Source organism: Arthrobacter cheniae, from assembly GCF_003602275.1.
GTDB lineage: Bacteria > Actinomycetota > Actinomycetes > Actinomycetales > Micrococcaceae > Arthrobacter_D > Arthrobacter_D cheniae.
Genome location: NZ_QZVT01000003.1, coordinates 380,157 through 392,187, shown reverse-complemented (window position 1 = coordinate 392,187; position 12,031 = coordinate 380,157). Strand labels below are relative to the sequence as shown.

Here is a 12,031-nt window from a genome sequence, read left to right as displayed (position 1 = left end):
AGCCGACAACTCGCCAACGGCTGCCCGGCGGCTTGCACAGAACCCTACGGCGCGTCCACGACCGGGGCGTCCGGACGCCGCGGCCCCGGTCGGTAGGCTGAGGGAGTGGAAACGTCCAGCACCCAGAGCCCGCCGACCTCCCGGGTCGGTGCCTCCCTCGAGCCGCTGCTCACAGAGTTGACGGGAATCCGCCGTGACATCCACCGTCACCCGGAGCTGTCCTACAAGGAACACCGCACCACGGACCTGATCGTCGCGAGGCTCGAGCGGGCAGGGCTCGTTCCCCGACGGCTCGAGGGCACCGGAGCGTATGTGGACATCGGAAGCGGGCCACTACGGCTCGGCCTGCGCGCGGACATCGACGCCCTGCCGATCATCGAGGAGACGGGCCTCCCGTATGAGTCGGCAGCCACGGGCATCACCCATGCGTGCGGACACGACATCCACACCACCGTGATGCTCGGCGTCGCGCTCGTCCTCGCCGACCTCGACGCCTCGACGCCGCTCCCCGGAACTGTGCGCATCATTTTCCAGCCCGCCGAGGAGATGATGCCGGGCGGCGCGATCGATGTCATCGCCCAGGGCGTTCTCGTCGGACTCCCGCGCATCCTGGCACTGCACTGCGATCCGAGGATCGACGTCGGTCTGGTGGGCACGCGCATCGGCGCCATCACCTCGGCGTCGGACACCATCCGTGTCGAGCTGAGCGGACGAGGAGGCCACACCTCGCGCCCGCACCTCACCGAGGACCTCGTGTTCGCGCTCGCCGCCATAGCCGTCAATGTCCCGGCCGTCCTGTCCCGCCGCATCGATGTGCGCAGCGCCGTGTCCGTGGTGTGGGGACAGATCCATGCCGGGTCGGCCCCGAACGCGATCCCCGCCCACGGCTTCATGTCCGGCACGCTTCGCTGCCTCGACGGCGAGGCCTGGGAATCGTCCGGCGAACTGCTGGACCGTGCCGTGCGCGAGGTGGCCGCGCCGTTCGGCGTGGACGTGAAGCTGGAGCATATCCGTGGCGTACCACCCGTGGTGAACCAGGAGCACGAAACCGGACTCCTGGAGGCGGCGGCACGCGCCGAACTCGGGTCGAGCGCCGTCGTGCTCACCCCGCAGTCCATGGGCGGAGAGGACTTCGCATGGATGACGCAGGAGGTTCCCGGCGCCATGATGCGCCTCGGCACGCGGACTCCCGGGGGCGAGACGTACGATCTCCACCGCGGTGACTACGTGCCGGACGAACGCGCCATCGAATACGGTGTGCGCGTGATGGCGGCCGCGGCGCTGCAGGCTGTCCTCGGCAGGGACCACTGAGGCTTCGGCAGCCGCCTGTGCATAACGAAATCCGAACGATCGATGCCCGCCTACGGCCCGTGTAGTGTTCCCCATCACTTGGCCCTTAGGATATTCGCATACGTGCTGCACCGACGGTGTCGCGGCGCCACGGTCTTTCAGTGAAAACAGAGCCTCGGATCAATCGTGAACCGTGATGGACACTCACTGGTATTCGTCCCCGTGGCGCATTTCTTTCCTGGAGGCATTTTGAAGAATTCACTGCGCAAAATTTCGCGCGGCACAGGCCTGTCCGCCGCCGTCCTCGGCGTCTCGGCCCTCGTCCTCTCCGGCTGCGGTGCGCCGCCGGCGGAGGACTCGTCCGGAGGTGGCGCAAGCGCCGAGGCCGGCACCGACTACCTCGGTTGCATCGTCTCCGACTCCGGCGGGTTCGACGACCGTTCGTTCAACCAGTCGAGCTATGAGGGCCTGAAGAAGGCCGAGACGGACCTCGGCATCCAGATCAACCAGGCGGAGTCGCAGGCCGAGACCGACTTCGGCCCGAACGTCGACCAGATGGTCCAGGCCGGCTGCAACCTCACCGTCACCGTGGGCTTCCTGCTCGCCGACACCACCAAGGCCGCGGCCGAGGCGAACGTCGATTCCAACTTCGCGATCGTGGACGACAACTCGATCGACCTGCCGAACGTCAAGCCGATCATCTACGACACGGCGCAGGCCGCGTTCCTCGCCGGCTACGCCGCAGCGGCGACGAGCGAGACCGGCAAGGTGGCGACCTTCGGCGGCGTCAACATCCCGACCGTCACCATCTTCATGGACGGCTTCGCAGAGGGCGTCACCTACTTCAACGAGGAGACCGGCGGCGACGTGCAGCTCCTCGGCTGGGACAAGGAGAGCCAGAACGGCACGTTCGTCGGCAACTTCGAGGACGCGGCCGCGGGCAAGACCAACACCCAGAACTTCATCAACGAGGGCGCGGACATCATCATGCCGGTCGCCGGTCCTGTCGGTTCCGGCACGCTGGACGCCGTCATCGAGGCCAACGCGGGCGGCAAGGACGTGAAGGCGATCTGGGTCGACTCCGACGGCTACGAGACCGCGGGCAAGGGCGAGGAGTTCATCCTCACCTCGGTCATGAAGCTCATGGGTGACGCCGTCGAGGACGTCATCAGCACCGACGTCGAGGGTAACTTCGACAACGCCCCGTACGTCGGCACCCTGGAGAACGGTGGCGTAGCGCTCGCTCCGTTCCACGACCAGGAAGCAAACGTCCCCGCCGACCTCCAGACCACGCTCGACGGCCTGAAGGAACAGATCATCGCGGGCGACATCAGCGTCGAATCGGCTGCAAGCCCCAAGTAGTCCCGACGCAGGACAGCAACGCCACTGAACCGCCTCCCTCCCCGCGGATCCACGCCGGGAGGAAGGCGGTTCGCGTTTGCCCGGGTGGGTACCCCGGAGCGGGACCCGGTATCCTTCACCTGACTTCCGCTCGATCCCGACACGAAGACAACAGAACAGAACAGGCTGGTTGAGTTGTGAAACTCGAACTGATCGGTATCACGAAGCGCTTCGGATCGCTCGTCGCCAATGATCACATCGATCTCGTCGTGCTGCCGGGACAGGTCCACAGCCTGCTCGGCGAGAACGGGGCCGGTAAGTCCACGCTCATGAACGTGCTCTACGGACTGTACGACCCCACCGAGGGCGAGATCCTCGTCAATGACAAGCCCGTCACCTTCAAGGGTCCCGGGGATGCCATGGCCGCCGGTATCGGCATGGTGCACCAGCACTTCATGCTCGTGCCGGTCTTCACGGTCGCGGAGAACGTCGCTCTGGGTAACGAGTCCACGAAAGCGGGCGGCATGCTCAACCTGCAGGAGACACGGACGCGCATCCGGCGGATCTCCGACCAGTACGGGTTCGACGTCGATCCCGATGCCGTCGTCGAGGACCTGCCGGTGGGCGTCCAGCAGCGCGTCGAGATCATCAAGGCCCTCGTGCGCGATGCCGAGGTGCTGATCCTCGATGAGCCGACCGCCGTGCTGACACCCCGGGAGACGGACGAGCTGCTCGGCATCATCGCCCAGCTCAAGGCGGACGGGAAGTCCATCGTCTTCATCTCCCACAAGCTGCGCGAGGTCAAGGCCGTCTCGGACGTGATCACCGTCGTGCGACGCGGCAGGGTCGTCGGCACCGCCGACCCGAGCGCGCCGACCACGGAGCTCGCCTCCCTCATGGTCGGCCGGTCCGTCAGCCTGACGCTGGACAAGAAGCCGTCGACACCCGGCGAGGTGACCTTCAGGGTGCGGGACCTGACGGTCCAGGCCGCCAACGGCCAGCATGTCGTCGACGGACTCAGCTTCGACGTGGCCGAGGGGGAGATCCTCGCGATCGCCGGCGTGCAGGGCAACGGCCAGACGGAACTCACCGAGGCCATCATGGGACTCCAGGACCACGTCACAGGATCCATCACCCTCGGCGGCAACGAGCTCGTGGGCCGCTCGGTCAAGGAGGTCATCCGCGCGGGCGTCGGCTTCGTCCCAGAGGACCGGAGCGTCGAGGGCCTCGTAGGAACGTTCTCGGTCGCCGAGAACCTGATCCTCAACCGGTACGACGGCGCCCCCTTCGCAAAGGGCCTGTCCATGTCACGGGCTGCGATCGACAAGAACGCCGAGGAGAAGATCGCCGAATTCGACGTGCGCACCCAGTCCGCGTCCTCTGCGGCCGGCACGCTGTCCGGCGGTAACCAGCAGAAGGTCGTCATGGCCCGCGAGTTCTCACGGCCACTCAAATTGTTCATAGCCTCCCAGCCCACCCGCGGCGTCGACGTCGGGTCGATCGAGTTCCTGCACCGCCGCATCGTGGCAGAGCGCGACGCCGGCACTCCGGTCATGATCGTCTCCACGGAGCTCGACGAGGTCCTGGAGCTCGCGGACCGTATCGCGGTGCTGTACCGCGGGCGCCTGATGGGCATCGTGCCGGGAACTGTCTCCCGCGATGTCCTGGGCCTCATGATGGCCGGTATGCCCGCCGACGAGGCGCTGGCGCAGGCACACGACGTTCAAGGAGGGAACCTGTGACACCGCAGGATGACAAGCCGGTCCCATCGCCCACTGACGGGGAAGCACCCCTCACCCGGCGGGATGCGAAGGACACGGCACGCAAGGACGAGGCGCGCCTCGAGAACGCGGTCGAGACGGCAGGCGGGGCGGTACCGCCGCCCGCCGTCCCGGCTACGGCGGCCGCCCTCGGAGCAGGTCCGGCTCCGGAATCGACGCTGATGCAGCGCATCATGACCGGTAACGCGCTGGTTGCCTTCCTGTCCGTGGTCCTGTCCCTGATCCTGGGCGGGTTGCTCATCGCGGTGACCGACCAAAACGTGGCGCGGACGTCGTCGTACTTCTTCAGCCGCCCGCAGGACATGATCGGTGCGGCCTGGACCGCGGCCTCGAGCGCCTACCTCGCGCTCTTCCAGGGCTCCGTGTTCAACTTCGAGGGTGACTCGTTCGTCCGGATGATCTACCCGCTGACGCAGACGCTGACCGTTGCCACACCGCTCATCTGCGCCGGCCTCGGTGTGGCACTCGCCTTCCGGGCAGGCCTGTTCAACATCGGCGCGCAGGGGCAGATCCTCATCGGTGCGACCTTCGCGGGCTGGATCGGCTTCACCCTGCACCTGCCGGCGGGTATCCACCTGCTGCTGGTGATCCTCGCGGGTATGGTGGGCGGCGCTGTCTGGGCGGGCCTGGTGGGGCTCCTCAAGGCCCGCACCGGGGCCCACGAGGTCATCCTCACCATCATGTTCAACTACATCGCGACGAACCTGGTGCTCTACTTCCTCAGCACCCCCGCGTTCCAGCGTCCGGGCTCCACCAATCCGATCAGCCCGCAGCTGGACGCGACGGCGCTGTACCCGCCGCTGCTCGGGCCGGCCTTCCGCCTGCACTGGGGCTTCGTCGTCGCCGTGCTGGCCACGATCTTCGTCTGGTGGCTGCTCGAACGGTCCACGATCGGTTTCGAACTCCGCGCCGTGGGCGCCAACGCGAGCGCCGCCCGGACCGCCGGCGTCAACGTCAGCAAGGGCTACATCCTCGCGATGGCGATTGCAGGGGCGCTCGCGGGCCTTGCCGGCGTCGCCCAGGTCTCGGGTACCGAGAAGGTGCTGACCTCGGGTGTCGCCGCGAGTTTCGGTTTCGACGCGATCACCGTGGCACTCCTCGGCAGGTCCTCACCCTGGGGGACCTTCGCCGCCGGCATACTCTTCGGAGCCTTCCGAGCCGGTGGAGTGGCGATGCAGGCATCCACGGGTACCAGCATCGACATCGTCCTCGTGGTGCAATCGCTGATCGTGCTCTTCATCGCAGCGCCGCCGCTCGTCCGCGCGTTGTTCCGCCTCCCGTCTCCCGGCGCCAGGCGCGCCCGGAAGGGCGGCTCCACGACCCCCACGCCAGCCTCGACCGGAGCAGCAGCATGAGTACAGCAACCACCGCTCGCGACGAGCGCAAGAACGGAGCAGGCGATGCGACCGTGCGGAGCTGGAAGACTCCCGTCATCCTCTCGGTCGTCGCCCTGTTCGCCCTCCTCGTGTTCGCCCTCGGAGCGCCGGGCAACGAGGTCACCTTCAGGCTCTCCGAGGAGAACGATCCGATAGTCCTGCCGTCGATCGTCGTCTCCGCTCCCGTGATCGGGTGGATCGCCGCCCTCGCGATGGCGGCACTGGCGGTCCTCGCGATCCTGCGCACCAGATCCGAGCGGAAGATCCCGACGTGGGTCCTGGCGGTCTTCGCCGTCCTGTTCCTCGTCGCATTCCTGACCTGGGTGGTGGGCAGCGCCCGCACACCGAACGTCGCCCTCTACGGGCTCCTCGCGGGGTCGGTGACCCTTGCCGTCCCGCTCATCTTCGGTTCGCTCTCGGGCGTCCTCTGTGAGCGGTCCGGCGTCGTCAACATCGCCATCGAGGGACAGCTCCTGTTCGGCGCCTTCGCAGCAGCAGTGGCGGCATCCCTCTCGGGTAGCGCCCTCGTCGGGCTCCTCGCGGCGGCCGTCGCAGGAGTCCTCGTGTCCCTCGTCCTGGCTGTCTTCAGCATCCGGTACGTGGTCAACCAGGTCATCGTCGGCGTCGTCCTCAACGTCCTCGTCTCGGGGCTCACCGGTTTCCTGTTCTCGGCCGTCCTCAGTGAGGACTCCGAGCGCTGGAACTCGCCGCCCCGCCTGCCCGTGATCGAGATCCCGCTCCTCGCGGACATCCCGGTGATCGGACCGATCCTCTTCCAGCAGACCATCGTGGGCTACCTGATGTACATCGCCGTCGCGGCGGTCTACGTGGCGCTCTACCACTCCCGCTGGGGCCTGCGCACACGTGCTGTGGGCGAGCACCCGAAGGCGGCTGACACCCTGGGCGTCAACGTCAACCGCATGCGCTTCCTGAACGTGCTTCTCGCCGGCGTCGTAGCGGGTGTCGGAGGCTCCTTCTTCACCCTCGTGGCGGTCTCCGGCTTCGGCCGGGACATGACGGCGGGCCAGGGCTACATCGCCCTGGCAGCACTCATCTTCGGCCGGTGGAATCCGATCGGGGCCTTCTTCGCGGCCCTGCTGTTCGGCTTCGCCACCAACCTGTCCAATGTCCTCAGCCTGCTCGGAACCCCGGTCCCGGACCAGTTCCTGCGCATGCTGCCCTACGTGGTGACGGTCTTCGCCGTCGCCGGCCTCGTGGGCCGTTCACGGGCGCCGGGAGCCAGCGGCATCCCCTACATCAAGGGCTAGGAGTCTTCACTATGACCGATCAGCAGATCCCCTGGGACGACCTCGCCGCCACGGCGAGGGATGCCATGGAACGCGCCTACGTCCCTTATTCGAAGTTTCCCGTCGGAGCAGCCGCACTGCTCGACGACGGTCGGATCATCTCCGGCTGCAACGTGGAGAACGCATCCTACGGGTTGACCCTGTGCGCCGAGTGCGCCCTCGTCAGTGCCCTCGCGATGAGCGGTGGCGGACGCATCCGGGCCTTCAGCTGCGTCGACGGGGAGGGCAACACGCTCATGCCCTGCGGCCGCTGCCGGCAACTGCTGTACGAGTTCCGCGCTCCCGACATGGTGCTGATGACCGTCGGGGGGATCCGCACGATGGACGAGGTCCTGCCGGATGCCTTCGGTCCACAGCACCTCGCATGACCTCGGGACGCCGGCGTGCTTGCTGCGTGCCCCTCGTATCGGCCCTTCGCCCCTTCCCACTGTCCTGACACGGTCCTGACCCTGTCCTGACCCTTCCCTCCACGTGACGGCGCCGACGAGCAGCCCGATCGTCCGAACAACCCGAGGATCCTCCATGACCGAAGCCTTCGACGCCGTCGACATCATCCGCATCAAACGCGACCGCGGGACGCTCACGCTCGAACAGATCGACTGGACCATCGACGCCTACACGCGCGGTGCGATCGCCGACGAGCAGATGTCGGCCCTCAATATGGCGATCCTCCTCAACGGCATGGATCGCACCGAGATCTTCCGCTGGACGGCGGCGATGATCGCCTCGGGGGAGCGCATGGACTTCTCCTCGCTGGGCCGCCCGACGAGCGACAAGCACTCGACCGGCGGAGTCGGCGACAAGATCACGCTGCCGCTGGCCCCGCTCGTCGCCGTCTTCGGCGTCGCCGTACCGCAGCTCTCCGGCCGCGGCCTCGGCCACACCGGCGGCACGCTCGACAAGCTCGAGTCCATCCCGGGCTGGCGGGCCCAGCTCAGCAACGAGGACATGATGCGGCAGCTCGCCGAGGTCGGCGCGGTCATCTGCGCAGCCGGCGCCGGGCTCGCTCCCGCCGACAAGAAGCTGTACGCCCTGCGCGACGTCACCGGCACGGTCGAGGCGATCCCACTCATTGCGTCCTCCATCATGAGCAAGAAGATCGCCGAGGGAACCGGCTCCCTCGTCCTCGACGTCAAGGTGGGCAGTGGAGCGTTCATGAAGGACATCGCCCAGGCGCGCGAGCTCGCCGAGACGATGGTGGCGCTCGGCAAGGACGCCGGCGTCAACACCGTGGCACTGCTGACCGACATGAGCACCCCGCTCGGCCTCACCGCAGGCAACGCCATCGAGGTCGAGGAGTCGGTGGAGGTCCTCGCCGGTGGGGGACCGTCCGACGTCGTCGAGCTCACTGTGCGCCTCGCCGAGGAGATGCTCGCCTGCGCGGGCGTGCACGGTGCCGATCCCGCGGCCGCATTGAAGGACGGACGCGCGATGGACGTCTGGAACCGGATGATCGAGGCGCAGGGTGGCGATCCTCGGGCCACCCTGCCGGTCGCAAAGGAGTCCGAGGTCATCCTCGCGCCGGCCGACGGCGTCCTGGTGGGCCTGGATGCCCTTGCCGTAGGAGTAGCAGCCTGGCGTCTCGGCGCCGGCCGTGCCCGCAAGGAGGACCAGGTGCAGGCGGGAGCCGGCGTCCGCCTGCATGCGAAGCCCGGTGCGCAGGTCCGGGCGGGAGAGCCGCTCATGACGCTGCTCACGGATACTCCGGACAAGTTCGACCGCGCGCGCGAGGCCCTGGCCGACGCCGTTGTCATCGCCCCCGAGGGCTCCCGGCCGGCGCAGCAGCTCATCATCGACCGCATCGCCTAGGCCGCGTCGCCTGAAGCACCTCGGGTAGGGGGAACCCCTAGGGGATGCGCGGCCGGTCTCATCCCCAGGGGTGAGTCCGGCTGTCGCATGTGTCGCCCGCAAGGCCGATGACTCGCGGGCAGGCCCGCCGGTAGCGTCGAAGGCAGACGCACGGCAGCGAATCGCGGTTCGACCGGAACAGCGGAGACCGGCGTCATGTCCCATCCCGAGGGCCCCGTGCACCGTCCGCCGGAGCGCCCCCGGTGGGGGCGGACGAGCGGAGGAGCTCCGGATGGACGCGATCATCAGTGCAGCCAACGGCATCAGCGACGTCGTTCTCGCTGCAGCCGAGCAGCCCTGGGTGTACCTGCTCGTCCTCGCCTGCTGCGTCCTGGACGGGTTCTTCCCACCGGTCCCCAGCGAATCCGTCGTCGTAGGTCTCGCCTCCCTCGTCATCACACAGGGCGTGCCGAACCCCTGGCTACTGATCCTTGTCGCAGCACTCGGAGCATTTCTCGGCGACAACATCGCCTTCCGTCTCGGTCGGGGCATCGGCACCACCCGCTTCCGGTGGATGCGCCGCCCTCGCATGCAGCGGTCCTTCACCTGGGCTGGCAGGGAGCTCGCGAGGCGGGCGGCCTCGTTGATCCTGGTGGCGCGGTTCATCCCGATCGGCCGGGTGGCCGTCAACCTCACCGCGGGAGCGACCGGATATTCGCAGCGGCGCTTCGTCGCACTCACCGCACTGTCCGGAACGGTGTGGGCCGGCTACTCCGTCGGTATCGGCGCAGTCGCGGGCACCTGGTTCCAGCACAACCACCTGCTCGGTGTCGCGGTTGCCATCGCGGTAGCCGTCGTCATCGGTGTGGGTGTGGACCGCGTGATCGTCCTCGTCAGGGGGGCCGCCCCTCTGCGGGCCTCGTCCCGGGATGAGCTCCTCGCGGACGCCCGGGACGAGCCCGAAGCGGTCCTCGAGTCAAGCCCGCGCTGAGGCGCATCGCGTAGGCTGGAAGGCGTGACCCAGACCCAGAACGACGCCGTCTCCGACGCTGCCATCGACATCCAGACCCTTCCGAAGATCTCCCTGCACGACCATCTCGACGGCGGGCTGCGGCCGGCCACGATCCTCGAGCTCGCCGCGGAGATCGGCCACGAACTGCCCGCGTCGGACGCTGAGTCCCTGGGGGCCTGGTTCCGCGAATCGGCGGACTCGGGATCGCTCGTGCGGTACCTCGAGACCTTCGACCACACGATCGCCGTCATGCAGACGCGCGACGGACTGATCCGTGTCGCCCGCGAGTTCGTCGAGGACCTCGCGCTCGACGGCGTCGTGTACGGGGAGGTCCGCTGGGCTCCGGAGCAGCACACCCAGAAGGGCCTGACCCTGGACGAGGCCGTGGAGGCTGTGCAGGAGGGGCTCGAGGCAGGAGCCGCTGCGGCGATAGCCGCCGGCCGCGTCATCCAGGTGGGGCAACTGATCACCGCGATGCGCCACGCCGACCGCGGCCAGGAGATCGCGGAACTCGCCGTCCGCCACCGCGACACGGGTGCGGTCGGCTTCGACATCGCCGGCGCCGAGAACGGCTTCCTGCCCTCGCGCTTCGCCGACGCCTTCACCTACCTCGCCTCCGAGCAGTTCCCCGTGACCATCCACGCGGGAGAGGCGGCGGGCCTCGACAGCATCCAGGATGCGCTCGTCGCGGGCCGTGCCCTGCGCCTCGGTCACGGTGTCCGCATCGCCGAGGACATCGAGATCGAGGAGTCCGAGGACGAGGAGGCGGCGGACGGCGAGGAGGTCGGCATCGCGAACCTCGGGCGCATCGCCTCGTGGGTCCGCGACCGCGGGATACCGCTCGAGCTGTGCCCGTCGTCGAACCTGCAGACCGGGGCCATCGAGGCTTTCGGTACCACCATCGACGCGCACCCCTTCGACCTGCTGTACCAGCTGGGCTTCAAGGTCACCGTGAACACCGACAACCGGCTGATGAGCGGCGTGACGCTGACCGGTGAGTTCGAGCTGCTCGTGGACACCTTCGGCTACGACCTCGGGGACGTCCTGGAACTCACGCTCAACGCCGTCGACGCCGCTTTCCTGCCGCTCGAGGATCGCGAGGCGCTCGCCGAGCACATCACGTCGAGTTTCGACAGGGCCGTGCGCCAGGCGTCCGAGTAGCGGATGCACGGAGGTGCGCAGTGACGGGTGCAGGGGTTCCACCGTCCGACGCCGCACCCGGGGCGTCCCCGGGTGCGGCGGTGGATCGTCTCGTCGAGGTGGTGGCCCTCCTCCGCAGGCACTGCCCCTGGACGGCGGCACTCGGCCACGCGTCGCTGCTCGAGTACCTGGTGGAGGAGACCTACGAACTCTACGAAGCCGTCGACGACGTCACGCGCGCGGAGCGGCCCTCGCCCGAGCTGCTCGATGAGTTGCGCGGCGAGCTGGGAGACGTACTCTTCCAGGTAGTGCTCCATGCGCAACTGCAGGCAGAGAAGAAGGTGTTCGACCTGGCCGATGTCGCGGCGGGGCTGACGGAGAAGCTGGTGCGCCGCAATCCGCACGTCTTCTCCCCGGACGGGAACCTGCTGCCGATCTCCTCGGGCTCCGCGGCGTCGACGGACGAGATCGTCGAGACGTGGCACGCCGTCAAGCGCCGGGAGAAGCCCTCGCGCTCTTCACCCTTCGACGGCATCCCGCGTCACCTCCCCGCGCTGGCGCTCGCCGCGAAGACGCTCAAGCGGGCGGGGGAGGGGGCTGCTGACGGAGCCATCGAGAGCACCGGCCTCACCGGACCGATCAACAATGCCGGACCTATGAACAATGCCGGACCCATGAACAGTGCCGGACGCATCGACGACGCCGGCCCGGCGCACCATTTCCGTCCGGCCGACGACGAGGCGGCGCTCGGAGAAGCCCTGCTGGACCTCACCCGCCGGGCCGTCCATCTCGGGATCGATCCGGAGAGGGCCCTGCGCCGGGCCGTGACCGACTACCAGGACCGTGCAGCCGGGAATACATGATGCGGTGCCACGGCGTCCAGGCCAGGGCGACGCCGGTGCGCGTCACACGAAGTGTCCGCACCCGACGCGCAGCACCGGTGTGAACTACGCTGGGAGCAACACCTCCGTTGCTCTGACAAAGACGTCCCAACAC

At 68.1% G+C, this 12,031-nt stretch carries 10 protein-coding genes; all 10 read left to right on the top strand.

Annotated elements, in window-relative coordinates:
- The first annotated feature begins 105 nt into the window (after positions 1-105).
- The 10 genes from D6T63_RS07320 (at position 106) to D6T63_RS07275 (ending at position 11,898) form a co-directional block, all read left to right on the top strand.
- On the top strand, positions 106-1,311 hold the full coding sequence (locus D6T63_RS07320) for an amidohydrolase (protein WP_120148340.1): 1,206 nt from the start codon (positions 106-108) through the stop codon (positions 1,309-1,311).
- A gap of 228 nt (positions 1,312-1,539) precedes the next feature.
- A complete protein-coding gene (locus D6T63_RS07315; RefSeq protein ID WP_120148339.1) occupies positions 1,540-2,652 on the top strand; it encodes a BMP family lipoprotein in 1,113 nt (370 codons plus the stop codon).
- A gap of 176 nt (positions 2,653-2,828) precedes the next feature.
- Positions 2,829-4,373, top strand: coding sequence for an ABC transporter ATP-binding protein (locus D6T63_RS07310; RefSeq protein WP_120148338.1), 1,545 nt, complete (start codon positions 2,829-2,831; stop codon positions 4,371-4,373).
- Positions 4,370-5,767 (top strand): ABC transporter permease, encoded by a 1,398-nt coding sequence (locus D6T63_RS07305; protein ID WP_120148337.1) that lies wholly within the window; start codon positions 4,370-4,372, stop codon positions 5,765-5,767. The genes D6T63_RS07310 and D6T63_RS07305 overlap by 4 nt, the downstream gene beginning before the upstream one ends.
- A complete protein-coding gene (locus tag D6T63_RS07300) occupies positions 5,764-7,056 on the top strand; it encodes an ABC transporter permease (RefSeq protein WP_120148336.1) in 1,293 nt (430 codons plus the stop codon). The genes D6T63_RS07305 and D6T63_RS07300 overlap by 4 nt, the downstream gene beginning before the upstream one ends.
- 11 nt (positions 7,057-7,067) lie before the next feature.
- On the top strand, positions 7,068-7,463 hold the full coding sequence (locus D6T63_RS07295; protein WP_120148335.1) for a cytidine deaminase: 396 nt from the start codon (positions 7,068-7,070) through the stop codon (positions 7,461-7,463).
- 154 nt (positions 7,464-7,617) lie between these two features.
- The gene (locus tag D6T63_RS07290) at positions 7,618-8,904 is read left to right on the top strand and encodes a thymidine phosphorylase (protein WP_120148334.1); all 1,287 of its coding nucleotides are present in this window, start codon (positions 7,618-7,620) and stop codon (positions 8,902-8,904) included.
- Positions 8,905-9,175: 271 nt separating this feature from the next.
- Positions 9,176-9,874, top strand: a complete 699-nt coding sequence (locus tag D6T63_RS07285; RefSeq protein ID WP_120148333.1) for a DedA family protein — start codon at positions 9,176-9,178, stop codon at positions 9,872-9,874.
- Positions 9,875-9,898: 24 nt separating this feature from the next.
- Positions 9,899-11,056 (top strand): adenosine deaminase, encoded by a 1,158-nt coding sequence (locus D6T63_RS07280; RefSeq protein ID WP_120148332.1) that lies wholly within the window; start codon positions 9,899-9,901, stop codon positions 11,054-11,056.
- A gap of 20 nt (positions 11,057-11,076) precedes the next feature.
- Positions 11,077-11,898 (top strand): MazG nucleotide pyrophosphohydrolase domain-containing protein, encoded by an 822-nt coding sequence (locus D6T63_RS07275; RefSeq protein WP_235830604.1) that lies wholly within the window; start codon positions 11,077-11,079, stop codon positions 11,896-11,898.
- Positions 11,899-12,031 lie beyond the last annotated feature (133 nt).

Bases quoted from the DNA above. Each gene is read 5' to 3' on its own strand.
- D6T63_RS07300 (WP_120148336.1), top strand. From the start codon at position 5,764: ATGAGTACAGCAACCACCGCTCGCGACGAGCGCAAGAACGGAGCAGGC.
- D6T63_RS07290 (WP_120148334.1), top strand. From the start codon at position 7,618: ATGACCGAAGCCTTCGACGCCGTCGACATCATCCGCATCAAACGCGAC.
- D6T63_RS07295 (WP_120148335.1), top strand. From the start codon at position 7,068: ATGACCGATCAGCAGATCCCCTGGGACGACCTCGCCGCCACGGCGAGG.
- D6T63_RS07285 (WP_120148333.1), top strand. From the start codon at position 9,176: ATGGACGCGATCATCAGTGCAGCCAACGGCATCAGCGACGTCGTTCTC.